Genomic DNA, 24,878 nt, shown 5'->3' on the forward strand with positions numbered 1-24,878 from the left:
CGGGTGCCGGACTACTCGCCGGGGTGGGCGAGTTCGATGTCCTGTCCGTCGGCCCCGGCGCCCTGCACCGTCAGGGCCGTCGCCACCGGCGGGTAGCCCGTCGCGATGACGGTGTAGTCGCCGGAGTTCAGGTCGGTGAAGGCGTACGCACCGTCCGGTCCGGTGGTGGACGTGCCGACCACGTTGCCCGCCGCGTCCACGAGGGTCACCCGGGCGTCGGCCAGCGGACCGTGCGGGGCCCGGACGACGCCCTGGAGCCGGGCGCCCGCCTCCAGGTCCACCTCGATCCGGGTGACACCGGAGGCGCCGATCTCGACGGGCAGCGCCCGCGGCCGGAACCCGGCGGCGTTCACCGCGACCGTCACCGCGCCAGGCACCAGCTCACCGAAGGTGAACTGGCCCTGCTCGCCGGTGGAACCGGTGGCCAGCAGATCGCCGCGCACATCGGTGACGATCACCATGGCGTCCTTGACCGGCAGCGCGCTGCCGGCCGCCCGGACCACACCGCTCAGCCCGCTGGTGCCGCTGAGCAGCACGTCGTACGACACCGGGTCCTCGTGCACGACGACCGTGGATGCCTGCGGCTGGAAGCCGTCGGCGGCGGCGATCAGGACGTACGAGCCCGTGCCCGGCGCGTCCAACGTGTAGGAACCGTCGGCCTGGGTGACCGAGCGGCCCAGCTGGCGGCCGGAGAGGGAGATCAGGGTGACCGCGGCCCGCGGGACCGGTGCGCTCTCGGCGCCGCGGACGAAGCCGCGGACCGGGATGCCGCTGGCGGCGGAGGGCTGCTCCGGGGCGGGCACGGTGGCGACGGCGGTCAGCTGCCGCGTCGCGGCGGCCCCCGTCCCGTCCTCGGTGCTCGCGACGACCGGGGAGGCCCAGCCGGGCACCCGCTCCGCGGCCGGCGCGACGGTGGCCGGGGCGGCGGTCTCGGCGGCGGCCGGCGTCCCGGCCGGGGCCCCCTCCTCGGCGGCCTGCGCCAGCGCGCCCTGGGTACGCAACGGGACCTCCTTGATGAACAGCGTGATCAGGAAGGCGACGGCCGCCAGGCAGGCGGCGATCAGGAACACATCGGCGATGCCGTGGCCGTAGGCGCTCTCCATGACCGTGCGCAGCGGCGCCGGCAGGGCATTCATGTCCGGAATGGAGTCCGTCGAACCCGAGCCGGACATCCCCTGGGCGTACTTCGGGCTCAGACCGGCGAGGCCGTCCTTGACGTAGTCGGTGATCCGGTGGGACATCACCGCGCCGAGCGCCGAGACGCCGACCGCACCGCCGAGGGAACGGAAGAAGGTGACCGTGGAACTGGCCGAACCGAGGTCGCCCGGCTCCACCTGGTTCTGTGTGCACAGCACCAGGTTCTGCATCATCATGCCGATGCCGAGGCCCAGCATGGCCATGAAGACGGCCATCTTCCAGTAGTCGGTGTCGTACCGGATGGTGCCCAGCAGGCCCAGCCCGGCCGTCACCAGCACGCCGCCGCTGACCAGCCAGGCCTTCCAGCGGCCGGTGCGGGTGATGAACTGACCGGAGACGGTGGAGGAGACGAACAGGCCACCGATCATCGGGATGGTCAGGACACCCGACATGGTCGGGGACTTGTCGCGGGCCAGCTGGAAGTACTGGCTGAAGAAGACCGTGCCGCTGAACATCGCGATACCGACGAACAGCGAGGCGAGCGACGCGAGGGTGATGGTGCGGTTGCGGAACAGCCGCAGCGGGATGATCGGCTCGCTCGCCCTGGCCTCGATGAGCACGAACACAGCGCCGAGCACGAGGGAGCCGCCGACCATCGCGTACGTCTGCCACGACACCCAGTCGTACTTGTCACCGGCGAAGGTCACCCAGACCAGCAGCAGCGAGACGGCAGCGGAGATGAAGAACGCGCCGCTCCAGTCGACCTTCACGTCCCGCTTCACCACGGGCAGGTGCAGGGTCCGCTGGAGCACGATCAGCGCGATGACCGCGAAGGGCACGCCGACGTAGAAGCACCAGCGCCAGCCCAGCCACGAGGTGTCGGTGATGACACCGCCGAGCAGCGGGCCGCCGACGGTGGCGACGGCGAAGGTGGCACCGAGGTAACCGGAGTAACGGCCGCGCTCGCGCGGGGAGATCATCGCCGCCATGACGATCTGCGCCAGGGCGGACAGACCGCCGACGCCGATGCCCTGGACGACCCGGCAGGCGATCAGCATGCCGGGGTTCTGCGAGAGACCGGCGACGACCGAACCCAGGACGTAGATGACCAGGGCTATCTGGACGAGGGCCTTCTTGCTGTACAGGTCTGCGAGCTTGCCCCACAGGGGAGTGGTCGCAGTCATCGACAGCAGGGCGGCCGTGACCACCCAGGTGTAGGCGGACTGGCCCCCGCCGAGGTCGCCGATGATGCGCGGCAGGGCGTTGGAGACGATCGTGGACGACAGGATCGCCACGAACATGCCGAGCAGCAGCCCGGAGAGCGCTTCCATGATCTGCCGGTGCGTCATGGGAGCCTGGTCGGAGCCTCCCCCGTGCTTGGCGTGAGCCCGCACACCGGCTGGTGTGGTCGTTGCCATGGGCTTCCTTTTCTACGTGCTTCTACGTGCTTATCCGGGTGTACGGGTGGTCGTCGCTTCGAGTACGGGCACGGGTGCGGGGTCGGGCACGGTGGCGGGCTGCGACGGATGGGGCCGGGCGTGTACGGGCCGGCAGTCGCCGAAGCTGTCCCTGAGCCGGGTCATGAGCCGGATCAGCTGGGCGACCTCGTCGTCGGTCCAGTCGCTGAGCCGCTCGGCCAGCAGTGCGGTGCTGCGGCGCCCCAGTTCGTCCGTCATCGACCGGCCCGCGGGCGTCAGGCGCAGGATGCGCGAGCGCTTGTCGGCGGGGTCGGGGGACCGCTCGATCCAGCCCCGCTCGGCGACGTGTGCGACATGTCTGCTGGTCACCGACATGTCCACGGAGAGCAACTCCGCGAGCTTGCTCATGCGCATGTCGCCGTGCCGGCTGAGCAGGGTCAGCACGGCGGCGGAACCACCCGGGCAGTCGTGCGGGAGTATCCGCGCCAGGTCCCGTTTGACGGCTCCGACGGCGCTGAGCTGACGCGCCAGCTCCTCGAACTGGGCCTGCTCAGCCATCCCACCTCCCGTTTTCGTTGCTTGAGGCAACCGTAGGGGCGCTTGGTTGCTGAAGGCAAACAAACGCGGGGCCATCGGGGCCAAAAACTTGGCAAAGGCAAGTATTGCGAACGTAAATATGCAGGTGAGGTCGGTTCCGGGGGTCAAAGGGGGTGGCGACGGGACCGTGGCCGGCGGCGCACACGCGTTCCGTAGGGGGCCATCAGTGCCCCCACTTGGGCGGCCCCGCCCGTCTTCGCTAGGGTCTCGGGCCATGGCTAACACCCAGGGCCCCCAGGGCAACCACGACCCCGCAGGCAACACCCAGATGTTCCGCGCGTTCGTCGACGAGGCCCCCCAGGGCCGGCAGCAGGCGACCAGCTCCTCCGGCCCCCGCATCGGCCTGATCGCCGGTGTCGTCGTGGTGGTGGTGATCGTGGCGGCGGTGGCCTGGCTGGCGCTGAAGTAACCCGCCCCGGCGGCCCGAACGGCCGGGCCGGCGAGCCGGGTTACGCCCGTGCGTCGATGACCTGGCCGCCGGCAGTCCGAGGACGAGGTGCCGGAAGCCTCCGTCGACCGCTTTGCCGATCGCCTCCCGGGCCGGTCGTAGGGCCCACCGCGGCGGGGCGCAGATCACCGCGACCGCCCGGGCGGACCCCGCAAGAACGGCGAGGGCCGGTGCGAGCGCGGTCGCGGCCGATCCCGGCGCATTGACGGTCCCGCTGTGCGCTGCGGTGGACGGCGTCGTCGGTCTCGCCGCCCGGCATGTTCCACAGACCGGCGTGCCCGGTGGCCACCCGCAGCGTCGGGGCCGAACTCCGCCGACGAGGACCGGCGGGTGGGGCCGCTGCACAGGCTTGCCCCGGTGAGCCGGTGGTGAGCGCTGTGGAAGGCGAATGGCTCCCGCTCGGTCCACAGCCGCCGGATCACCATGCACGCCGAGGCTCGTCATGGCGTGCGCGGAGTCGTGGAAGGACAGCCTGTGCGTCGCGTACTCGCGCCGGGCCAACGGATGGGCGGGCCGGGGCGCGAGCCGATGCCGAAGTCGAGCCGGCCGCCAGCGACGATGTCGACGGTCGTGGCGATCCTGGACGGCATCGCGGGCGGCCGGAGCCGGTCGCCAGGGCGCCGAGCCGCCGCCGTCGGGTCCGGGAGGCGAGCGTCGCGAGCAGTGCCCAGCCTTCGAAGGCCGGTCCGTTCGGGTCGCCGGCGATCGGCATGAGGTGGTCGAACGGCCATGCGTGCTCGATCCACGGGACGGCGTCCGCCTCGTGCCGGACCCGAAGGACGTCCTCGTAGGCGACCGCTGAGAGGGCGGTCACGAGCCCGAATCGTGCCCTCGGCGTGGGTGAGATGGCGTGTCAGTCCGCCTCGCCCATGGATGCGGGGCGTCCCTCTCGTGCGGGCACGGCCGGTGCCGTGGGGAGTGGTCGTCGGGCCCCGGCTCTGTCATCATGAGGAAAACGGAACCTCGCTCCGATAGCGGCGATACGGAACGACGCTTCGGTGGGGCGGGCCCGAGGCCGGATGGAGATGCGGTGCGGTGAACGACGGCGGCGAGGGCACGGGCCGCGCGACCCGGTCCAAGCGGGCGGACGCCCGGCGCAACGAGAAGACACTGCTCGACGCGGCCGCCGCGATCTTCGTGGCCTCGGGGGTGGACGCACCGGTCCGTGACATCGCGGCCCGGGCCGGCGTCGGGGTGGGCACGATCTACCGCCACTTCCCCACCCGGTCGGACCTCATCATCGCGGTCTACCGGCACCAGGTCGAGGCCTGCGCCGAGGCCGGTCCGGCCCTGCTGGAGACGAGCCCCACCCCGCATGTCGCACTGGCGCGGTGGATCGACCTCTTCGTCGACTTCCTGGTCACCAAGCACGGGCTGGCCGGCGTGCTGCAGTCCGACAACACGGGCTTCGAGGCGCTGCACACCTACTTCCTCGACCGCCTCGTGCCCGTGTGCACCCAACTGCTCGACGCGGCGGTCGCCTCCGGCGAGATCCGGTCCGAGCTACGGGCCTACGAGCTGATGCGCGGCGTCGGGAACCTCTGCGTCGGCGCGGAGAGCGACCCCCGCTACGACGCCCGCCGGCTGGTCGGACTCCTCGTCGCGGGCCTGCGCGGCCCGAACTGACCGCAGGCCGGGGGTTGCGTCACTTCCAGGTGACCGATACGTCCCGCGTCTCGATGTGCATCCCGAGCGGCACCCGCCAGGCGTCGACGCACACCGTCCAGGTGTGGTCGTCGTCGGCACCCGGGCGAAGCGGCGCCGGGAGGTCCCGGGTGGACTCCACCGTCGCCCAGTCGATGCCGAGCGCGCCGATGATGTGTGTGCCGAAGGTCACCTTGCCCGAACGGACCACCGTCCCACCGGTGTTGTGGAAGGCGACCGTCACCTTCTCGCACCACCGCTGCTCGCTGGCCTCCCGCGCGGGACCGTCCCAGGTGAGGGCGGCGGGAGCGGGGGACGACGGCATCGCACCGCCGGCGGGCGGCGCCGTCGGAGCCGGTGATTCGGCCGCCGTGCGGGTCGATCGGGAGCCCGTCGGCGTGGAGGGCGACGCGTCCGGTGTCGGCCCGCCGCCGTCGGCGGAGCCGTCCCCGCCGCCGCGGGCGTCCGGCGTCCGGCGGCCGGGCCGCGGCGGCGAAGTCGTCACGGCGGCAGGTGGGTTGGCGCCCGCCTCGGGTGATCCGTCGAGCGGCACCAGGGTCACCGGGGCGCTCGGCCTCAGCCCCGTGGGGGAGACGACCGGCGCGGCCACGGCGACATGACCGCCGTCCCCGCCGCCTCCTCCGCACGAGGCCAGCGCTCCGCCGAGGGCGACGACGGCCGCCGAAGCCGCCGCAACGGCGCCTCGGCGGCCATGAGTCAGGCCCGTCCAGGGCCTTGGGCCCGTTCCGGTCCCGGTCTCCGCGCCCGTCCCAGTTCCCCGCATCGGGCCAGTGTGGCTGACGGGCCGTCAGTAAGGAAGGGCCGGGCGGAAGGAGGGCCGGGGGCGGGGCTCAGTCCGCGATCAGACCCTCGCGGAGCTGTGCCAGGGTCCGGGTCAGCAGGCGGGAGACGTGCATCTGGGAGATGCCGACCTCCTCGCCGATCTGGGACTGGGTCATGTTCGCGAAGAAGCGGAGCATGATGATCCGGCGCTCGCGGGGCGGGAGTTTGGCCAGAAGCGGCTTCAGGGACTCGCGGTACTCGACGCCCTCGAGAGCGCTGTCCTCGTAGCCGAGGCGGTCGGCGAGGGAGCCCTCGCCGCCGTCGTCCTCGGGGGCCGGGGAGTCCAGGGACGAGGCCGTGTACGCGTTGCCCACGGCCAGGCCGTCGACCACGTCCTCCTCGGACACGCCCAGGACCGCGGCGAGTTCGGGAACGGTCGGGGAGCGGTCCAGCTTCTGGGACAGCTCGTCGCTGGCCTTCGTGAGCGCCAGGCGCAGCTCCTGGAGCCGCCGCGGGACCCGCACCGACCACGAGGTGTCGCGGAAGAAGCGCTTGATCTCGCCCACGACCGTCGGCATCGCGAACGTCGGGAACTCGACGCCGCGTTCGCAGTCGAAGCGGTCGATGGCCTTGATCAGGCCGATGGTGCCGACCTGGACGATGTCCTCCATCGGCTCGTTGCGGGAGCGGAAGCGGGCCGCCGCGTACCGCACGAGCGGGAGGTTGAGTTCGATGAGGGTGTCTCGGACGTAGATGCGCTCGGGGCTGTCCTCGTCGAGTGCGGCGAGCCGCAGGAACAGGGAGCGGGACAGGGTGCGGGTGTCGATGGCCTCCGAGCCGGCCTGGACGGCCGGGGTCTGAGCGGTCTCAAGGGCCGTGACGTCGTCGAGTACGTCGAGAGCGTCAAGTTCCTTGGGCGCTGCCTCGCTCTTCGTGGGCGTGAGCACCTTCGAGCTGCCCTGGTCTGCGGACATGCCACCCCCTTTGGGTCGCGGGACGGTCGCGGCGGCGTTCTCCAACGAGGAACGCAGCCTTCACCTGAATACCGGAGCCGGAGCCACGGCAAACGCGCTTCCCGCAGAATGTCACATGTCGGCAACACGCTGTAGTGACATGTCGACATGCGAGACGCGAATCAGCCCAGGAAGGAGGGGGTCTGACGGTCCGTCGGCGTGCGGACGCCCAGATCTGCCCTGGTGGGCGATTCGCTCGGGCCGGTGATCGATCGATCTCTTATTCGGTTGTGCGCCGGAGCGGTTCGGTAGTGGTTATGCGTCGATCCGGTTCGCCGAGCGCAGTCGCTGGAAGCTGCGCGCGAGCAGCCGCGAGACATGCATCTGGGAGACGCCCAGTTCCGCGCTGATCTGCGACTGGGTGAGGTTGCTGTAGTAGCGCAGCAAAAGGATTCTCTGCTCCCGTTCCGGGAGTTGGACCAGCAGGTGGCGGACCAGATCGCGGTGCTCGACGCCGTCCAGGGCCGGGTCCTCGTAGCCGATCCGGTCCAGCAGGCCGGGCAGTCCGTCGCCCTCCTGCGCGGCTTCCAGGGAGGTGGCGTGGTACGAGCGTCCCGCCTCGATGCAGGACAGCACCTCCTCCTCGCTGATGCGCAGCCGCTCGGCGATCTCGGCGGTGGTCGGGGAGCGCCCGAAGGCGGTGGTCAGGTCCTCGGTCGCGCTGTTGACCTGGACCCACAGCTCGTGCAGCCGGCGCGGTACGTGCACCGTGCGGACGTTGTCCCGGAAGTACCGCTTGATCTCGCCGACGACCGTCGGCATCGCGAAGGTCGGGAACTGCACGCCCCGGTCGGGATCGAACCGGTCGATGGCGTTGATCAGGCCGATGGTGCCGACCTGGACCACATCCTCCATGGGCTCGTTGCGGGAGCGGAAGCGGGCGGCCGCGTACCGCACGAGCGGGAGGTTGGCCTCGATGAGCGCCCCGCGCACCCGGTCGTGCTCCGGTGTGCCCGGCTGGAGCTCCTTGAGCTGGGCGAAGAGAACCTGGGTGAGGGCCCGGGTGTCGGCACCGCGGCGCTTCTCGGGCACCGGGTTCGGGGCCGGAGCGGAAGCCCCGTCCGGGGGCGGCGCAGTACGGGCCGACAAGGTCAACGCCACCTCTTCTATCGGTCAACTCATCCGTCAAAAGCGGTCATAGCATCACAAGACATGTGCACTGTGATCAAGCACCGCATAACCACGTGTTGAATGATGAATTCAGGCATAGGGCGCAAAAAATCCCCGCACCATTCCGGTGCGGGGCCGAGGTTTCGACCGTACGGCTCAGACCTCGTAGTCGGCGATCACCCAGGTGGCGAACTCCCGCCACAGTGCGACGCCCGCCTGGTGCGCCGGGTGCTCCAGGTAGCGCGTGAGGGCGTCGGCGTCGTCGACCGCCGAGTTGATCGCGAAGTCGTACGCGATGGGGCGGTCGGAGATGTTCCAGCCGCACTCCCAGAAGCGCAGCTCCTCGATCCGGCCGCCCAGGGACCGGAAGGCATCGACGCCCGCCACGACCCGCGGGTCGTCGCGCTCGACGCCCTCGTCGAGCCGGAACAGGACCAGGTGCCGGATCATGGGCTTCCCTCAGTTCTTTCCGCCGTTGACGACCCACGTCATGAAGTCGCCGATGGCCCCGGCCGCGTCCGATATGCCCTCGAAGCCTATCTGGACGTAGTCCGCGGCCTTTTCCGGATCCGTGATGATCACGTACAGCACGAAGACCACGAGCACGTACACGGCGATCTTTTTGGCGTTCACCGCCACCGCGCCTCCCCTGTCACTATGCGCCCGTCGGGCCCCCTGCTGCCGGCGGCGAGTGTAACCTTCACGCGCTTCACGGGAACCAACGGCCCACAGCCCGAAGTCCCTTGCCCCCACCCCGAGCCCCGCACCGCCACTCCCACACGCCCGAGCCACCGTGCCTGTGCTTGCTCCCGCCGGCCGTCCCGTGCGGGCGCGTCGTCCGCACGCGGCCAGGCTTTTTCGCGCGTGCGCGCGTCCCCCACGCGCGCGTGCGGCGTCTTCCTTCCCTCCCGCGTCGGTGCCGGCGGTGGTCCTCCGGGGGGTGCGCGAGTGGCCTCTTGCGCGGGCCGGTGTCGCCTCCGACCGGGGCGTCGCCGGCCGCAGCGGCGCGAACTGCGCGTGCGTGACCTGGTGCGCCCGCGCCTGCCGGTCGGCGTGGCGCACGGCGAGTGGGCGCCGGGACTGACCTGCGTCCTCGACGCCAGGCTGCCCGGCTCCGCGCGCGCCGCCTGCGTCGTCCTTTCCGCGCATGTCGCGAGCGGCGTTTCCCGCGGGCCCACGTCGTCTCCGGGGCGCTCGTGCCGGCCGGCTGAGGCGGAAACCGGGACGGAGATGCGCGAAGGGGCCCGGCTCATTGAGCCGGGCCCCTTCGTCCACCAGCGGTAGCGGAGGGATTTGAACCCTCGGTGACTTGCGCCACACTCGCTTTCGAGGCGAGCTCCTTCGGCCGCTCGGACACGCTACCGAGGGAGACCTTACAGCACCGGGGAGCATGGTCAGAAATCAATACTCAGCGGTCCCGGAAGAACCCGGTGAGCAGCCGCGCGCACTCCTCGGCCAGGACGCCCTCGACCACCTCGGGCCGGTGGTTGAGCCGCCGGTCGCGCACGAGGTCCCAGAGGGAGCCGGCCGCGCCCGCCTTCTCGTCGCGGGCGCCGTAGACGACACGGTCGACGCGGGACTGCACGAGCGCGCCCGCGCACATCGTGCAGGGCTCCAGCGTGACCACGAGCGTGCACCCCGTCAGCCGCCAGGCGCCCACCGAGGCGGCGGCCCGCCGGAGCGCGAGGATCTCCGCGTGGGCCGTCGGGTCACCGGTGGCCTCGCGTTCGTTGTGGCCGCTCGCGAGCACCGTCGTACCGTCCGGGGACAGCACGACGGCGCCGACGGGGACGTCCCCGCTCGCGACGGCCTGCTCGGCCTCGGCCAGGGCGAGCCGCATCGCGGCCCGCCAGCGGTCGCGCACCGGATCCGGGGTCCGCCCGGTGGGTGAGGTGGTCAGCGGACGGTCTCCAGCACCTCCGAGGCGCCCAGGGCATCGGCGATCGCGCCCAGCGCGTCCTCCGCGTCCAGGGCGCGCAGCTCCTTCTCGCCGACGCCGAGGTCGTCCAGGATCTCGCTGTCGCCCACCGGACCGTGGGTCACCGCGTCGGCGTCCGGGCCGTCCTCGTCGTCGTCCTCCTCGGACTCGCCGTCCTCCGTGCCGTCGAGGTTCAGGGAGTCCAGGTCGGGACCGTCCGAGCCGGGCTCGCGGCCGAGCAGTTCGTCGGTGAGCAGGAGTTCGCCGTAGGCGCTGCGGGCAGCGGCGGCGGCATCGGAGACGTAGATGCGAGGGTCGTCCTCGCCGTCCACGCGGACGACGCCGAACCACGCGTCCTCCTGCTCGATCAGAACGAGCACCGTGTCGTCTTCGGGAGAGGTTTCCCGGGCCAGGTCGGCCAGATCCGACAGGGTTTCCACATCGTCGAGCTCTGTGTCGCTCGCTTCCCACCCGTCTTCGGTGCGCGCGAGCAGTGCGGCGAAGTACACCGTGACTCTCCCACTGGTCTTAGGCGTGCCGGTTGGGGGTCCCCCCGGCGGAGGTTCTGGGCGGGGAGAGCTGGGCTCCGAGCCCCACCCACTCGGAATCGTGGCAGAAACAAAGCGCTCAGGGGACGTCTTCGGCTCCCTGTGTCTGGCAGTTTTGATCGCGCGTATGCAAAGTCGCATCCGTACGTCGGTCAAGCAGTCACCAGCGCACTCGTTGCCGCCACCTGCGGATCGTACGCGGCTTTCGGGGACGCTCACGCACGCCCTTGCCCGCAACGCACGCCCGGCCGCCGATCTTCCTACCAGCGGAAGGTGCGCATGCGCATCGCGTGCCGGAGTCTGGCCGCCTTGGCGCGGCGCGGCTGGACGCGGTCGCGCAGTTCGCGCGCCTCGGCCAACTCGCGCAGGAACCGGGCCCGGCGGCGCCTGCGCTCGGCGTCGCTCTGCGGCTCGGACGCGCTCGTGCCGGTCGTCCCGGTCGCGTCGGAGCCGTGGGACGCGCCGGGGTCGCCGGACGCGTCCGGGATACGGTCGGGCCGCTCAGACATTGGTTCACCACCCCGGTCAGTCCTTCCCACTTTCCCCCGGACGGCCGGTTTGATGCCAGCGCGAGCTGCGTGAAAGCGCGCGGTTACTGTTATGGGCATGCGTCTCCACGTCGTCGACCACCCCCTGGTCGCCCACAAGCTCACCACGCTGCGCGACCGGCGCACCGACTCCGCGACCTTCCGGCGGCTCGCCGACGAACTGGTCACCCTGCTCGCCTACGAGGCCACGCGGGACGTGCGCACCGAACAGGTCGACATCACGACGCCGGTGGCCACGACCACCGGCGTCAAACTGTCCCACCCGCGCCCGCTGGTGGTGCCGATCCTGCGCGCCGGGCTCGGCATGCTGGACGGCATGGTCCGGCTGCTGCCGACCGCCGAGGTGGGCTTCCTCGGCATGATCCGCGACGAGGAGACGCTGCTGGCCTCCACGTACGCCACCCGTATGCCGGAGGACCTCTCCGGCCGTCAGGTGTACGTCCTGGACCCGATGCTCGCCACCGGCGGCACCCTGGTCGCGGCGATCCGGGAGCTGATCAGGCGCGGCGCCGACGATGTGACCGCCGTGGTGCTGCTCGCGGCCCCGGAGGGCGTGGAGGTCATGGAGCGCGAACTCGCGGGCACCCCGGTCACGGTCGTCACGGCCGCGATCGACGATCACCTCAACGGGCAGGGCTACATCGTCCCGGGCCTGGGAGACGCGGGGGACCGGCTGTACGGGGCGGCCGAGTAGACCGGCGCACGGCCGGCGGCCGGGACGGTGGCCGCAGGGCCGTGTCGAGGCCGTCGTGCTGTACGACGTCGCCGCCGACGACCGGCGTCGCGTGCGCCTCGGCGCGGGCGTCGGGCACCAGCGGGGCGAGCGGCAGCACGAGCACCCGCAGCGGCAGTCCTTTTCCGGGCCGGGCGGTGCCGGCCCGGTGCGGCCGGCGGCCCATCGCCCTGCCCACCGCGGCGGGCGCCTCTCAGCCGCGCTCGGTGATCAGCCGGTTGATGGCGGCGCCCAGCGCCATCGGGTCGCGGCCGTCGGCACGCGTAACGCCACGCGCGCGAGGTCGGTTCAGCCCCGCCGATGCCGTGCGACGGCCCTTCAGCAGTGCTTCTTCGACGCGGCGGACGCCTGCTCGGGTGCGGTCAGCACGGCCAGCGCCTTGTCTGCGTCCGCCTGCTTGGCGAGGCCCTGGAAGCCGGTGCCGAGGATGAGGTCGAGTGCGGTGTCCTTGCGGCCGGCGTCGGCGCGGCGTTCGGCGTCGCCGAGCTGGGTGGCGAGGACGGGCAGCGAGGTGTTCAGCGCGGAGCCGGGGCCGATCAGCACCCCGGTGCCCTTGATCTTCTGGTCGAACTCGGCCGTCGCGTTGCCGACCTCGCCGATCTTGAAGCCGCGCTTCTTCAGCTCGTCCGCGGTGGCCTTGGCGAGGCCGGTGCGGGGCGTGGCGTTGTAGACGTTGACGGTGATCGTCCCGGGCCGGGGCGGTGCCGCTGCCGGGCTCGGGGAGGCGGTGGGCCGGGTCGGGCAGTCCGACGCGGAGTCGGCCGCGGACGCCTTCTTGCCGCCGGTGAAGACATCGATGAGCTGCAGGGTCCCCCAGCCGATCAGGCCGAGCGAGGCGACCGAGGCCACCAGCCCGAGCACGAGCCTGCCGCGCCGCCGGGGGCGGCGCATCCTGGGGTACTTGTCCCCCGTGATCCGGTACTTGCCGCCCATGCCGGGGGGAGTCAGCATGCTCATGAGCGCAGCGTAGTGCGCCCGAGCGGACATGCCTACTAGATGATCATTCGTTGCCGCCAAGGAGAACCCGAAAGGGTCAACGGGCGACCCGGGGATGTCCGATTGACGCCCGGTCGATGCCGGCGAGCCCGGCGTGTCCGGTACGTCCGGCGATGTGACCGGCGGTGCGGCCGACGGGGTCATGAAGGGGCCGCGGGTGCGACCGGCCGGGGTGCGGCGGGGCCGCGGGTGTGTTCCCGGGGCGTCCATGAGGTCCGCGGGGGACTGCCGTGTCCCGTGGGGGTCGTAGGGTGCGGCGGCCCGGTGCCAGTCGATGTCCGGCGTGTCCGGTACATCTGGTGATGCGACCGGCCGGGGCACGGCGGGGTCACGGGCATGGTCACCTGTCGCCCGTGCGGTCCGCGGGTGCCGCCCGGCCCGGCGGCGCGGTGTCAGTCCAGTTCGAGCACGCGCGCGTGCAGCACCTGGCGCTGCTGCAGGGCCGCGCGGACCGCGCGGTGCAGGCCGTCCTCCAGATAGAGGTCGCCCTGCCACTTCACGACGTGCGCGAAGAGGTCGCCGTAGAAGGTGGAGTCCTCGGCGAGGAGGGTCTCCAGGTCGAGCTGGCCCTTGGTCGTCACGAGCTGATCGAGGCGGACCGGGCGCGGCGCGACGTCCGCCCACTGCCGGGTGCTTTCCCGGCCGTGGTCGGGGTACGGCCGGCCGTTTCCGATGCGCTTGAAGATCACACGGAAAGCCTACCGGTCAACATGTTCCGGGCGCAGCCGTGGCGGCGGAGTGCGACGCTGGAAAAGACATTGTGAATCAGGGCATACCGGGACCAGGGGGCCGAGATGGGCGACAGTGAGACCGCGCGGCAGGCCGCCGCTCCCGACATCCGCGGGAACGCTTCCGCCCTGCCGCGGGAGGCCCTGGAGATCAGCGCCGGGTACGCCTTCGCGGGCCCGGCGCTGGACCTGGGCGCCCTGCTGTGGGAGGGCCAGTGCCTGCCCGACGCGCAGATCCGCATCCCCCTGCCGATGCTCAACCGGCACGGCCTGGTCGCGGGCGCCACCGGCACCGGCAAGACCAAGACGCTGCAACTGATCGCCGAGCAGCTGTCGGCGCAGGGCGTGCCGGTGTTCCTGGCCGACGTCAAGGGCGATCTGTCCGGTGTCTCGGCGCCGGGCACCGGGGACGACCGGGTGCGCGGCCGGGCGGCGGAGGTACGTCAGCAGTGGACCCCGGCCGGCTTCCCCGCCGAGTTCTTCGCGCTCGGCGGCATGGGACACGGCATCCCGGTCCGGGCCACCGTCACCAGCTTCGGCCCGGTGCTGCTGTCCAAGGTGCTCGGGCTCAACCAGACCCAGGAGCAGTCGCTCGGCCTGATCTTCCACTACGCCGACACCAAGGGCCTGGAGCTGTTCGACCTCAAGGACCTCAGGGCGGTCGTCGCGTTCCTGACCTCCGACGAGGGCAAGGCGGAGCTGAAACAGATCGGCGGGCTGTCGACGGCCACGGCCGGGGTGATCCTGCGCTCGCTCACCGCGTTCGAGGCACAGGGCATGGCCGACTTCTTCGGGGAGCCGGAGTTCGCGACCGCCGACTTCCTGCGGACCGCGGCAGACGGCCGCGGCATCGTCTCCGTCCTCGAACTGCCCGCCGTGCAGGACCGGCCGCAGCTGTTCTCGACGTTCCTGATGTGGCTGCTCGCCGACCTCTTCCACGATCTGCCCGAGGTCGGCGACGTCGAGAAGCCGAAGCTGGTCTTCTTCTTCGACGAGGCCCATCTGCTGTTCGACGGCGCGTCCAAGGCTTTCCTCGACTCGATCACGCAGACCGTGCGCCTCATTCGCTCGAAAGGGGTCGGTGTCTTCTTCGTCACCCAGACCCCGAAGGACGTGCCGTCAGATGTCCTCGGGCAGCTGGGAAACCGGGTGCAGCACGCCCTGCGGGCCTTCACCCCGGACGACCAGAAGGCCCTGAAGGCCACCGTGAAGACCTTCCCGAACTCGGCGTACGACCTCGAAGAGCTGCTCACCACCCTCGGCACCGGCGAGGCCGTGGTCACCGTGCTCAGCGAGCAGGGCGCCCCGACCCCGGTCGCCGCGACCCGGCTGCGCGCGCCGGAGTCCCTGATGGGCCCGGTCGACGGCGCGGCCCTGGACCGTGCCGTGCAGGGGTCCGCGCTGTACGGCCGTTATGCACAGGCTGTGGACCGGGAGTCCGCGTACGAGAAGCTGACAGCGGAGCGGGAGCGGCCCCGGCCGCAGCAGGCGCAGGCCCGGGCGGAGCGGGGCCGGGCGCCCGAGGCGGAGCCGACCCTGGTCGAGCAGGTCGTCGGCAGCGGCATGTTCAAGTCCCTCGCGCGGTCCGTGGGCACCCAACTCGGGCGGGAGATCACCCGCTCGCTGTTCGGCACGGCCCGCAGGCGGCGCTGAGCCGGGCGCCGTCGGGCGCCCGGCCCACGCGTCAGCCGCGTTCCCGCTTCACGGGCCGCTGCTGCGGCTTCGGCTTGACCGTCTCGGGTTTCGGTGCGCTGCGCAGGGCCTCCGCGCGCAGCAGGGCGCGCAGGACCGCATAGGGGTCTGAGGGCATGGCTGTGTTCCTCGTGTTCCTCGTGGTCTCGTGGTTCTCGTGTGTGGTGTCCGGGGTGCTGACGGGCCTGGGCAGGCGGGTCCTGTCAGCAGCGCAGAACCACGGAACACAGGGCGTACAGGGCGTACGGCGGCCGGGGCGCCGGCACGGGGAGCGCATGGCCGTGCGGGACGGCGGGCGCCGGGACGGCGAGCGGTACGGGGCGCGCCGCGGGTGCGAGGGGCTGGTGGACGGTCCGGGACGGTGGCCGCAGGGCCGTGTCGAGGCCGTCGTGCTGTACGACGTTGCCGGCGACGACCGGCGTCGCGTGCGCCTCGGCGTGGGCGCCGGGCACCAGCAGGGCGAGCAGCAGCACGAGCACGCGCAGCCAGGCCCGGCCGCGTGGGAGGGTGGGTGCGCTGCTCATCGAAGGTCGTCTCCCCGCGGCGCGTACGGCATTCATCGCAATGGCCCCGAGATCCGCTCGTACGGCGTACTCAGGGGCGTCACACGGCGCGGGGCACCTGGCGGGCATGGCCGTGGATCCGGACGGATGTGGCGATCTCGACGATGCCGACCGCGACCAGCCAGATGCCGCCGACCAGGGTGAGCACGGCGATCGACGCGAACGGCGAGACGATCAGGACGATCCCGGCGACGAAGGTGACGACGCCGAGGAAGATCTGCCAGCCCCGCGCGGGCATGGCGCCGTCGGAGGCGGCGGCCAGGGTCTGGGTGATGCCCCGGATCAGCCAGCCGATGCCGATCCACAGGGCGAGCAGCAGGATCGACTGCATGGGTCCGCGGAAGCAGAACAGGCCCAGCACGATCGACAGGGCGCCGCTGATGAAGGCGAGCACCCGCAGCGAGGTCGCCCTGTGCGTGCCGAACGCGGCGAACAGCTGGAAGACGCCGCTGATCAGCAGGTAGATACCGAAGAGCACACCGGCGGCGAGCAGCGAGGCACCGGGCCAGACCAGCACCAGGATGCCCAGGACCAAGGAGGCGACGCCGGTGAGCAGGACCACCTGCCAGGCGGCCCGGGACAGGGCGTGCAGCGGCCCCTCGAAGGGTGGTTCGGGCTCGTGGCGGCCGGTCGGCGGGTGGGTGGCGTGGACCTTGCGGTCGTCGTACTCAGGGCCCCAGGCGGAGCCGCTGCTCGGTGGCTCGGTCATGCTCCATGCTGGGATCGGCCCCGAGCGGCTCGCCACCCGGGACGGGCCACCCGGCTGACGCCGTGCCCCGGCGGCCTCGCGCCGGCTTCTGCCTGCCGAACCCGAGCCCCGAAGGGGCGCGGGGAACTGCGCGAGCGACCACGACGTCGCCGCGGACGAACGCCGGCCCATGACGGCTCAGCCCTGGGCGAGGCGCAGTGTGACGTCCATGGGTCGGTGATCGCGCGCACCGGCTCAGGCCGCGCGCCAGTAGCCCAGCGCGTGCACCCGCTGCCGCGGGACGCCCAACTCCCGGCGCACGTACGACGACAGGGTCCGGGTGGTCGCGGTGTCGCAGGCGATCCACACGTACGGGTGCGGGGTGTCCGCGAGCAGCGCGGGCAGTTCCGCCCGTACCCGTTCGACGAGGTGCGCGCCCGCGTCGCGGCGCGGGACCTGGCGGATCTCGTGGCGGGACGGGTCGGCGCGGCAGGGGAGGCCGTCCCGCTCGCCCTCGAACCAGAGGGTCGCAGGGGCCGGGCCGAGCGCGTCGAGCAGGGAGTTGAGCGCGGGCAGCGAGGCGGGGTCGCCGATCGCGACGAGGTGGGAGGGCGCGGGGTCGGGGTGCTGGAAGCCGGTGCCCTGAACGGTCGCCTCGATGGTGTCGCCGGGCCGGGCCGCGCGCGCCCAGTCGCTGGCGCGCCCGTCGTGCAGCGCGAACTCCAGGGCGAACGTGCCGGCCGCGGGATCGGGGTCGACCAGGGTGTACGCCCGCTGGTGCGGCCGGCCGCCGTCGGCGAACCACAGCCGCACCCACATGGTCGGGTGGACGCCGGTCGCCGCGAGCATGCCGCCGTCGGTCAGGCGCAGCCGGCGGTAGTGCGGGGTGATGTCCTCGGCGTCGGTGACGGTGAACTCGAAGTCCCTGGCGCGCAGCAGTCTGAGGACTGCGCCCTCCCATCCGCGGCCCTGTGCCATCGCCCCTCCATGCCTCGCGTACGATTCCCGCACGATCCAGATGTAGTTAGGTAAGGCTAACCTAAAATAGAGGGGGCTGGCAGGGTGACCACCGAGATCTACCGCGACGCCTGGGGCATCCCGCACCTGCGGGCCGGCAGCGCCCGTGACCTTGCCCGCGCGCAGGGGCGGGTCACCGCCCTCGACCGGGCCTGGCAGCTGGAGGTCGAACGGCACCGCTCGTGCGGCACCTCGGCCTCCTTCCTCGGCGCCGAGGCCCTGTCCTGGGACGTGTTCGCCCGCCGCGCCCGGCTCGACGACACCGCGCGACGCTGCTTCACGGCCCTGGAGCAGCAGGACCCGGAGACCGCGGACTGGGTGCGGGCCTACGTCGACGGGGTCAACGAGGGGCTGGCCCAAGGCGCCCGCCGCGCCCCCGAGTTCGCGCGGGCCGGGCTCGCGCCGGGCCGCTGGCGGCCGTGGACCCCGATGGGAGTCTGGCTCGGCACCCACATCCTGTTCGCGGGCTTCCCCGCCAAACTGTGGCGGGAATCGGTGATACGGCACCTGGGGCCGGCGGCGGTCGGGCTGTTCGCCACGGACGGGCCGGGCACCGCGGGCAGCAACGGCTGGCTCGTGAGCGGCGCACGCACCACCACCGGGCGGGCGGTCCTCGCCGGCGACCCGCACCGGTTCATCGAGGACCCCGGCGTCTACCAGCAGATCCGGCTCGCCTGCCCCGAGTTCGACGTCGTCGGCCTCGCCGTGCCGGGCGTCCCCGGCCTCCCCCACTTCGGCCACACCGGCACGGTCGCCTGGGCCATTACCAACGCCATGGCCGACTACCAGGACCTGTACCGCGAACGGCTGCGCCGCACCGGCGCGGGAGTGGAGGCCCTCGGCCCCGACGGCAGCTGGCGGCGCGCCCACCGGCACACCGAGACCGTACGGGTCGCCGGGGAGACCCCGGTCGAGATCGAGATCATCGAAACGGCCCGCGGACCGCTGATCGCCGGCGGCCCGGAGGGCCTGGACGGCGTCCCGGCTGAGGACGACCCGACCGCCCTCGCCCTGCGCCACCCGCCCCGGGCCACCGAGGAGTTGGGGTTCGGAGCACTCCTTCGGCTGCTGCGCGCCCGGCGGGTCGGCGATGTCGACCGGGCCCTCGACACCTGGGTGGAGCCGGTGAACGTCGTGCAGGCCGCCGACACCGAGGGCGGGGTGCTGCACCGGGTCGCGGGCTGGGTGCCGGAGCGGGCCGCGGCCAACCGGCTGCGGCCGGTGCCCGCATGGGAACCCGGGCACGCCTGGCGGGGGCCGCAGACCATGCCCCGCGCCGGACTGACCGACGACGTCGCCGTGATGGCGAACCAGCGCGGCCCCGCCGCACCCCTCGGCGTCGAGTTCGCCCCGCCGCACCGCGCCGACCGGATCCGCGCCCTCCTCGACGAGCGCCGCACCTGGTCGGCCGACGACATGCCCGCGATCCACACCGACACCCACCTCGCCTCCACCGGCCCCCTGCTCGACCACCTGGCCGGCCTCGACGGCCTCACCCCGCAGGCCGCCCGGCTCCGCGACCGCCTGCTGGCCTGGGACCGCCGGATGGACGGGGACAGCGCCGACGCCGCGGCGTACGCGGCGGTGCGCGGCGCCGTCGTACGCCGTCTCGCCGCGCACCCGGCGTTCGCCCCGCTCACCGAGCCGCCCGCCTACCCGGACGTCCTGCTGCCCTGGCTCGCCCTCGTCCCGCGGATCGGCTTCGCCCTCGAACACCTGCTGAGAGCCGAGGAGTTGTTCGGCATCGACCGGCCGGCCGCGGTCCGTGCCGCCGTCGAGGAGGTGGCCGCCGCGCCACCCGCCGGCACCTGGGCCGACACCCACCGCCTCGCCCCCTGGCGCGCGCGGGCCCGCACGCCGTACGAACCGGCGGCCGAACCCGGCCTGTCCGGCGACCACGACTGTGTGCTGTGCACCTCCGCCGTGCCCGGCCTCACCGATCTCGCCGCCCGCGGCCCGGCCGCCCGCTACGTCTGGGACCTGGCCCGCCGCGAGAACAGCCGCTGGGTGGTGCCGTTCGGCGCCGACGGCGTCCCGGACGCGCCCCACCACCGCGACCAACTCCCCCTGTGGACCCGGGGAGAACTCGTCCCGGTCGTCACCGACTGGACCCGCCTGACGAAGGAGACCGCGATGCCCGCCGCGTACGCCACCGCCCGCGAGGCCGTGCACGAGCAACAGGTCGACGGCTTCGGCACCGTCCGCATCCTGCCGCTGGACCCCCGGGCCGACGCCGCGGTGATCCACGCCTGGGCCGGCGAGGAACGCGCCGTCTTCTGGGGCATGAACGGCCTCACCGAGGACCAGGTCGCCGAGATCTACGCCCATATGGACGGCCTCGACACCCACCACGCCTTCCTCGTGGTCAGGGACGGCGAACCGGTCGCCCTGCTCCAGACGTACGAACCGGAGGCCGACCGGGTCGGCGAGTGCTACGAGGTACGCCCCGGCGACATCGGCGTCCATCTGCTGCTCGCCCCCGCCGGACCGGACGGAGCCCGTTCCGGCTGGTCGGCGGCGCTGCTGTCGGCGTGTGCCGAGTACCTGCTGCGCGGCCTCGGCCGGCGCCGGATCGTCGTCGACCCGGACGTGCGCAACGAGAAGGCCGTCGCCCGCTTCCTGAAGCAGGGTTTCGTGCCAGGACCGGCGGTCGTCCTGCCGGAAGTCGACCTGCCCGACGTCCACTTGCCCGCGAAGAACGCCCAACTGGCCTTCCTCCCCAGGGAGGTGGCCTTCCCGGGCGACGCCTGACGAACCCCCGCCCGCGTGCGCGAACATGGCCCCCGCGGTGAGCACGGCGGGCGGCCCGTCCGTACGTATCCCAGAGCAACGTGATCCCGAAGACGGAGCGGTGACGTGGGCGAGGAGCGTGGCGACGGCAGGCGGGGCACCCGGCGACCGCACAGACTGGTGGTGCTGGGCGCCGTGCTCGGCCTGCTCCTGCTCGGCGGGGCGGCCCCCGCCTCGGCGCACGCCGCCCTCCGCGACACCGCCCCGGCCGACGGCGGCGTCGTCGCGTCCGCCCCCCGGCACATCACCCTGACCTTCACCGAGTCCGTCACCCTGCTCGACGACTCCTTCCGGGTGTACGACCCGGGCAACCGCCGGGTCGCCACCGGCGAGGTCCGGCACGCGGCCGGCCGCTCCGACACGGCCCGGGTGAGCCTGCCGGACGGGCTCGGCACCGGCACCTTCACCGTGGCCTGGCGGGTCGTGTCGGCCGACAGCCACCCGATCGCCGGCGCCTTCACCTTCTCCGTCGGCAAACCCTCCCCGACCACGGTGACCGTGCCCGACGGGCCCGACGAGGACCCCGTCACCGGCGGCCTCTACGACACCGCCCGCTACGCCGCCTACCTCGCCTTCGCCCTGCTCGTCGGCGCCCTCACCTTCCTCGCCTGCTGCCGGCCGCCGGACCCGGGGCGGCTGCGCCGCACGGTCGTGACGGGCTGGTGGACCCTGGTCGCCGCCACCGCGGTCCTCCTCCTGCTGCGTGCCCCGTACGAGGCGGGCACCGGCCCGCTGGCGGCCCTCGACCCCTCGGCACTGACCCGGACGGCCACCAGCCGTCCGGGGCTCGCCCTGCTGGCCCGGCTCGCGCTGCTGCTCGTCGCCGGTGTGCTGCTCACCCGGCTGCGGCGGCGGTCCCCCGCGCTGCTCACGGCGGGGGCCGTGCTCGCCGTCGCGCTGGCGCTGACCTGGGCGGCGGCCGAACATGCCTCCGCCGGCATCCAGGTGCCCCTCGCGATGGCCTCGTCCGTGCTGCACCTGCTGGCCGTGGGGGTCTGGCTCGGCGGCCTCGCGGCCCTGCTCACGACGCTGTACCGGGCCCCGGACGAGGTGCCGGCGGCCGTGGTCGTCCGGTTCTCCCGGCTGGCCTTCGCCGCCGTGACCGTCCTGGTCGGCACCGGCGTCTACCAGTCCTGGCGCGGCCTCGGCTCCTGGGAGGCGCTCAGCAGCACGTCGTACGGCCGGATCCTGGTCGCCAAACTGGCGGCGGTGGCGCTGCTGCTGGCCGTGGCCGGCCGGTCCCGGCAGTGGACAGCGCGGCTGGTGCCGACGGCGGCCGAGGCCCTGCCGGAGCGGGTGCCGGAGCCGGTCGGCGGTCCGCCGTCCCGCCCGCAGCCGTCCCGGGAGGACCGTCCGCCCGTACCGCCGTCCGGTGACGGGCCGCCCGCCCCGGAGCCGGACCGCCGTGCGCTGCGCCGGTCCGTGCTCGCCGAGGCGGCCGTGGGCGTCGTGGTGCTGGGGCTCACCACCGTGCTGACCGGCACCCAGCCGGGCCGTGCGGTGGCCGAGGCCGCGGCGGCGGCACCGGCGACCGACATCCCGGCCGCGTCCGTCACGACGGTCCCCTTCACCGTCGGCACCGCGCGCGGCAGAGTCCAGGTCACGCTGGACCCCGGCCGGGCCGGCCGCACCTCCGTGCAGGCCGTGGTGTTCGGACCCGACGGCGGGCTGTCCACCGTTCCCGAACTGCGGCTGTCCTTCACTCTGCCTGCCCAGCGGATCGGCCCCATCGACGCCAAGGTCACCGACCTGGGCGGCTATTGGGGCACGGGCTCCCTCAACCTGCCCATCCCGGGCACCTGGACGATGAAGGTGACGGTACGGGTGTCGGAAGTGGACCAGGTGACGGTGACGCACGGCATACGGGTCACTCGGTGAGCGTTTGGCGGGCTGGGTGGGAGTGGGGGACTGTGCTGGGTCGTCTGCGGCTGCGTCGTGGTTGCTCGCGCTTGCGCAGTTCCCCGCGCCCCTTGGGGGTGTTGTCGAGCCGGTGTTGAGTCTGCTCGGCCTGTCCCCGGCTGGGTGGGGTGTGGTGCGTCGTTCGTCGGGTGCGGCAGCGTCGTGGTTGCTCGCGCAGTTCCCCGCGCCCCTTTGGGGGCGTTGTGGGGCCGCGTGTTGATACGGTCCCGCGCCCCTTTGGGGCGCAGCCCAGTGGTGGTTGTCAAGGGCTCCTCGGTTTTGCCATTTCTTTACAACCCGGGGTTGGGGGCGGTCGTCTCTTTGCTTGATCTGTGACCGTCCGTCGAGCAGCGGGCGGAGAGACGAAGGAGAGCGATCCGATGCGCCGCATTGTCCTGAGCGTCATGGCACTCACATGCACCGCCGTGCTGGCGGGCACCGCACCCGCGTTCGCCGACGGGACGGCCCCCTCCCCGGTCCCGACCAGGGCCGCCACCATCGCCCCCGGCGATGAGCCGAGCCCGGTGCCCACCCGGGTGCCGAGCGCCGAAGCGACCCGGGCGCCGGCCGAGGGACAGATCGCCGTCAGGCCGGAGGGCGCGCCCGACACCGGGGTGACCGCGCCGTCCACGGAGTCCGGGTCCCAGGGCGGGCTGCTCGGCGGGAGCGCCGCCGCGGTCCTCGTCGCGGCCGGCGGTGCGGTGTTCGTCGTACGCCGTCGGCGGGCGGCCGGGACCACCGAAGCATGACCCCGCTCTCCAGGCGCGGGTTCGCCGCCGCCGCGCTGGCCACGCTGCTCGCCGGCTGCGGCGGCCCGCCGGACCGGCCGGCCGCGACCGCGGCCCAGGAGAGCACGAAGGACGGTGCGACGGCCTCGACGGGTACCGGAGCCGCGCCGCGCCCGCTCGCCCGTTCGGTCCCGGTCCGGCTGCTGATCCCGGCCATCGACGTGGACACCCCGCTGCTGCGACTGGGGCTCGCGGCGGACCGCAGCGTGCAGGTCCCCCCGGTCACCGCGCACGACCAGGCGGGCTGGTACCGGCACTCACCGACACCCGGTCAGGTCGGTCCCTCGGTCATCCTCGGCCATGTCACGGTCGGCTCCTACGGCGACGGCGTCTTCCGGCACCTGGCACGGCTGCGCCGCGGCGAGACGGTCGTCACGCGTCTGGAGAACGGTGCGCGGGCGGAGTTCGCCGTCACCCGGGTACGGACGGTCGCCAAGGCGGAGTTCCCGGCCGACGAGGTCTACGGGGACGTGGACCGGCCCGAGTTGCGGCTCATCACCTGCGGCGGCCCGCACACCGGTGACGGCTACCGGGACAACGTGATCGTCTACGCCGCACTGAGCGACACCGCCCGCTGACCCGGCGGGACGGGGGACCGGGCCCGTGGAACGCGAGCCGCGGGCCCGGCATCTCTCCCCACGAGTGCCGCCGCGCCCGGCCCCCCCACCTGCCCCCGAGGGGCGTCACGACCCTGGAGAGCGTTGAAACGGTCCCGCGACAAGGCAGCGTCCGAGCTGTTCGCCGCCCTGTACCCGCGTCTCGCCGGCTGGTGCCGCCGTCTCGTCGACGACGACGAGACGGCCCACGAGATCGCCTCGGAGGCGTTCACCCGGCTCTGGGCCCGCTGGACGTCCGTGGACGAACCCCGCGGCTTCCTCTACGTCACCGCGGCCAATATCGTCCGCGACCACTGGCGCAAGACGGAACGCGAGCGCAGGGCCGTGCGCCGCGTGACCACGGAGGCCGCCGTCCGCCCGCACGCCGAGGCGCCGGACCCGTCGATACGGCTCCTGGTGCAGTCCCTGCCGGAACGGCTGCGCGTCCCGATCCTCCTCCACTACTACGCTGACATGCCGATCCGGGAGGTGTCCGCGCTGACCGGGCGCAAGGAAGGAACCATCAAGGCCGACCTGCACGCGGCCCGGGAACTGCTCCGCGTCCATCTGAGGAGAAGCCTTGACCACACGCTTTGACGACGACCCGGAGTTCGCGGCCGACGACCCCCTCGCGGTGATCCTGCGTCCCCCGGCCGAGCACCTCGGCCCGCCCCCCGGCCGCTACACGGCGGTCCGCCGGGCCGCGGCCCGCCGCAAACTGCTGCGCGCCGCGGCCGGCGCCGGCCTGACCTGCGCCGTGGCCGCCCTCGTCGCCCTGCCGCTGCACCTGTCGGCATCGTCCGCCCCCGCCTCCCCGACGGTCCCGCTCGCGCCGCCGCCCGCGACGACCGCGCCGCCGACCTCCCCGCCCCCGTCCCCGGCGCCGACGGTGGTGTCCGAGTCCGCGACTCCGGACCCCGGCCGCGCCACCCGGGGTGTCATCGGCCCGCCGAGCAGCGTCCCGACCGCCCCCGCCGATCTGTCGTCATCGCCGGCGGCCGACTCCCGCATCGCACCGTCGGTGCGCCAGTCCCCAGCCGCGCCCACCCCCTCGGACGCCACCCGGTCCGCGCTCCGGCGCAACTTTGGCTGATCTGCGCCGGTGGGATCGGCACCGGAAAAGCGGAGCCTGTCCTCTTATCAGCCAGCCGGACCGTGACCGATCGTCGTCGGCCCCCACTCCCTGCCCACCAGGCAATTGCCTGGTGGGCAGGCCTGTGTCCG

Annotated in this window: 26 protein-coding genes, 1 tRNA gene and 1 pseudogene; 10 read left to right on the forward strand and 18 right to left on the reverse strand. The window is 72.9% G+C overall.

Features of this window, described 5'->3' with window-relative positions:
• Positions 1 to 11: 11 nt before the first annotated feature.
• Together CTZ28_RS43410 and CTZ28_RS43415 are read right to left on the reverse strand one after the other, a co-directional pair.
• Entirely contained in the window at positions 12 to 2,486 is a 2,475-nt protein-coding gene (locus tag CTZ28_RS43410; protein ID WP_121895272.1) for an MFS transporter, read from the reverse strand.
• A 99-nt stretch (positions 2,487 to 2,585) separates the two neighbouring features.
• Positions 2,586 to 3,113, reverse strand: a complete 528-nt coding sequence (locus CTZ28_RS43415; protein ID WP_121895273.1) for a MarR family winged helix-turn-helix transcriptional regulator — start codon at positions 3,111 to 3,113, stop codon at positions 2,586 to 2,588.
• Positions 3,114 to 3,366: 253 nt separating this feature from the next.
• Between CTZ28_RS43415 and CTZ28_RS43420 the strand changes: the two genes are divergently transcribed.
• Positions 3,367 to 3,561 carry a hypothetical protein gene (locus CTZ28_RS43420; protein WP_121895274.1) on the forward strand — a complete coding sequence of 65 codons (195 nt, stop codon included), beginning with the start codon at positions 3,367 to 3,369 and terminating at the stop codon, positions 3,559 to 3,561.
• Between the two features lie 1,074 nt (positions 3,562 to 4,635).
• Complete coding sequence (locus tag CTZ28_RS43430) at positions 4,636 to 5,226, forward strand: TetR/AcrR family transcriptional regulator (RefSeq protein ID WP_121895275.1); 591 nt, start codon at positions 4,636 to 4,638, stop codon at positions 5,224 to 5,226.
• A 19-nt stretch (positions 5,227 to 5,245) separates the two neighbouring features.
• Here CTZ28_RS43430 and CTZ28_RS43435 read toward each other — a convergent pair whose 3' ends face one another.
• The 9 genes from CTZ28_RS43435 to CTZ28_RS43480 form a co-directional block, all read right to left on the reverse strand.
• Positions 5,246 to 5,854 carry a hypothetical protein gene (locus tag CTZ28_RS43435; protein WP_310887659.1) on the reverse strand — a complete coding sequence of 203 codons (609 nt, stop codon included), beginning with the start codon at positions 5,852 to 5,854 and terminating at the stop codon, positions 5,246 to 5,248.
• A 241-nt stretch (positions 5,855 to 6,095) separates the two neighbouring features.
• A complete protein-coding gene (locus CTZ28_RS43440; RefSeq protein WP_121895276.1) occupies positions 6,096 to 7,001 on the reverse strand; it encodes an RNA polymerase sigma factor SigF in 906 nt (301 codons plus the stop codon).
• 294 nt (positions 7,002 to 7,295) lie between these two features.
• Positions 7,296 to 8,129, reverse strand: coding sequence for an RNA polymerase sigma factor SigF (locus CTZ28_RS43445; protein ID WP_259472083.1), 834 nt, complete (start codon positions 8,127 to 8,129; stop codon positions 7,296 to 7,298).
• Positions 8,130 to 8,306: 177 nt separating this feature from the next.
• Positions 8,307 to 8,600 carry a Dabb family protein gene (locus tag CTZ28_RS43450; RefSeq protein ID WP_121895278.1) on the reverse strand — a complete coding sequence of 98 codons (294 nt, stop codon included), beginning with the start codon at positions 8,598 to 8,600 and terminating at the stop codon, positions 8,307 to 8,309.
• A 9-nt stretch (positions 8,601 to 8,609) separates the two neighbouring features.
• Positions 8,610 to 8,789, reverse strand: coding sequence for a hypothetical protein (locus CTZ28_RS43455; RefSeq protein ID WP_121895279.1), 180 nt, complete (start codon positions 8,787 to 8,789; stop codon positions 8,610 to 8,612).
• Between the two features lie 639 nt (positions 8,790 to 9,428).
• Positions 9,429 to 9,513: transfer RNA gene (locus CTZ28_RS43465), tRNA-Ser, on the reverse strand.
• Positions 9,514 to 9,558: 45 nt separating this feature from the next.
• Positions 9,559 to 9,990: a tRNA adenosine(34) deaminase TadA gene (gene tadA / locus CTZ28_RS43470; protein WP_121895304.1), complete on the reverse strand. Its 432-nt coding sequence runs from the start codon at positions 9,988 to 9,990 to the stop codon at positions 9,559 to 9,561.
• 56 nt (positions 9,991 to 10,046) lie between these two features.
• On the reverse strand, positions 10,047 to 10,577 hold the full coding sequence (locus tag CTZ28_RS43475; RefSeq protein WP_121895281.1) for a tRNA adenosine deaminase-associated protein: 531 nt from the start codon (positions 10,575 to 10,577) through the stop codon (positions 10,047 to 10,049).
• Between the two features lie 299 nt (positions 10,578 to 10,876).
• Positions 10,877 to 11,125, reverse strand: a complete 249-nt coding sequence (locus CTZ28_RS43480) for a hypothetical protein (protein ID WP_121895282.1) — start codon at positions 11,123 to 11,125, stop codon at positions 10,877 to 10,879.
• 97 nt (positions 11,126 to 11,222) lie between these two features.
• Between CTZ28_RS43480 and upp the strand changes: the two genes are divergently transcribed.
• Entirely contained in the window at positions 11,223 to 11,858 is a 636-nt protein-coding gene (gene upp / locus CTZ28_RS43485) for a uracil phosphoribosyltransferase (protein WP_121895305.1), read from the forward strand.
• Between the two features lie 235 nt (positions 11,859 to 12,093).
• On the opposite strand, the pseudogene CTZ28_RS49160 reads toward upp, so the two are convergent.
• The 3 genes and pseudogenes from CTZ28_RS49160 to CTZ28_RS43500 all read right to left on the reverse strand — a co-directional run.
• Positions 12,094 to 12,162 (reverse strand): annotated as a pseudogene (locus CTZ28_RS49160) (DciA family protein); the annotation flags it as partial.
• A 53-nt stretch (positions 12,163 to 12,215) separates the two neighbouring features.
• Complete coding sequence (locus CTZ28_RS43495) at positions 12,216 to 12,854, reverse strand: LytR C-terminal domain-containing protein (protein ID WP_259472084.1); 639 nt, start codon at positions 12,852 to 12,854, stop codon at positions 12,216 to 12,218.
• Positions 12,855 to 13,285: 431 nt separating this feature from the next.
• Positions 13,286 to 13,582, reverse strand: coding sequence for a type II toxin-antitoxin system VapB family antitoxin (locus CTZ28_RS43500; RefSeq protein WP_003999914.1), 297 nt, complete (start codon positions 13,580 to 13,582; stop codon positions 13,286 to 13,288).
• Positions 13,583 to 13,687: 105 nt separating this feature from the next.
• Here CTZ28_RS43500 and CTZ28_RS43505 point away from each other — a divergent pair, with 105 nt between their 5' ends.
• Positions 13,688 to 15,274, forward strand: a complete 1,587-nt coding sequence (locus tag CTZ28_RS43505) for a helicase HerA-like domain-containing protein (RefSeq protein ID WP_121895284.1) — start codon at positions 13,688 to 13,690, stop codon at positions 15,272 to 15,274.
• Positions 15,275 to 15,305: 31 nt separating this feature from the next.
• Here the strand turns inward: CTZ28_RS43505 and CTZ28_RS49165 are convergent, their stop codons facing one another.
• From CTZ28_RS49165 to CTZ28_RS43520, 4 genes are all read right to left on the reverse strand, one after another.
• Positions 15,306 to 15,431, reverse strand: a complete 126-nt coding sequence (locus tag CTZ28_RS49165; protein WP_259472085.1) for a hypothetical protein — start codon at positions 15,429 to 15,431, stop codon at positions 15,306 to 15,308.
• A gap of 85 nt (positions 15,432 to 15,516) precedes the next feature.
• Positions 15,517 to 15,837: a hypothetical protein gene (locus tag CTZ28_RS43510; protein ID WP_121895285.1), complete on the reverse strand. Its 321-nt coding sequence runs from the start codon at positions 15,835 to 15,837 to the stop codon at positions 15,517 to 15,519.
• Between the two features lie 79 nt (positions 15,838 to 15,916).
• On the reverse strand, positions 15,917 to 16,585 hold the full coding sequence (locus tag CTZ28_RS43515) for an HdeD family acid-resistance protein (protein ID WP_121895286.1): 669 nt from the start codon (positions 16,583 to 16,585) through the stop codon (positions 15,917 to 15,919).
• A gap of 234 nt (positions 16,586 to 16,819) precedes the next feature.
• The gene (locus tag CTZ28_RS43520; RefSeq protein ID WP_121895287.1) at positions 16,820 to 17,542 is read right to left on the reverse strand and encodes a siderophore-interacting protein; all 723 of its coding nucleotides are present in this window, start codon (positions 17,540 to 17,542) and stop codon (positions 16,820 to 16,822) included.
• An 84-nt stretch (positions 17,543 to 17,626) separates the two neighbouring features.
• On the opposite strand from CTZ28_RS43520, the gene CTZ28_RS43525 reads away from it, so the two are divergent.
• From CTZ28_RS43525 to CTZ28_RS43550, 6 genes are all read left to right on the forward strand, one after another.
• Complete coding sequence (locus CTZ28_RS43525; protein ID WP_121895288.1) at positions 17,627 to 20,332, forward strand: GNAT family N-acetyltransferase; 2,706 nt, start codon at positions 17,627 to 17,629, stop codon at positions 20,330 to 20,332.
• A gap of 159 nt (positions 20,333 to 20,491) precedes the next feature.
• Positions 20,492 to 22,249: a copper resistance CopC/CopD family protein gene (locus tag CTZ28_RS43530; RefSeq protein WP_121895306.1), complete on the forward strand. Its 1,758-nt coding sequence runs from the start codon at positions 20,492 to 20,494 to the stop codon at positions 22,247 to 22,249.
• Positions 22,250 to 22,650: 401 nt separating this feature from the next.
• Entirely contained in the window at positions 22,651 to 23,019 is a 369-nt protein-coding gene (locus CTZ28_RS43535) for a Tat pathway signal sequence domain protein (RefSeq protein WP_121895289.1), read from the forward strand.
• A complete protein-coding gene (locus CTZ28_RS43540; RefSeq protein WP_121895290.1) occupies positions 23,016 to 23,636 on the forward strand; it encodes a class F sortase in 621 nt (206 codons plus the stop codon). Before CTZ28_RS43535 ends, CTZ28_RS43540 begins: the two co-directional genes overlap by 4 nt.
• 123 nt (positions 23,637 to 23,759) lie before the next feature.
• Entirely contained in the window at positions 23,760 to 24,251 is a 492-nt protein-coding gene (locus CTZ28_RS43545) for an RNA polymerase sigma factor (RefSeq protein WP_121895291.1), read from the forward strand.
• The gene (locus CTZ28_RS43550) at positions 24,235 to 24,747 is read left to right on the forward strand and encodes a hypothetical protein (protein WP_121895292.1); all 513 of its coding nucleotides are present in this window, start codon (positions 24,235 to 24,237) and stop codon (positions 24,745 to 24,747) included. The genes CTZ28_RS43545 and CTZ28_RS43550 overlap by 17 nt, the downstream gene beginning before the upstream one ends.
• Positions 24,748 to 24,878 lie beyond the last annotated feature (131 nt).

It is taken from the genome of Streptomyces shenzhenensis, from assembly GCF_003688995.1.
In the GTDB taxonomy this organism is placed as follows: domain Bacteria; phylum Actinomycetota; class Actinomycetes; order Streptomycetales; family Streptomycetaceae; genus Streptomyces; species Streptomyces shenzhenensis_A.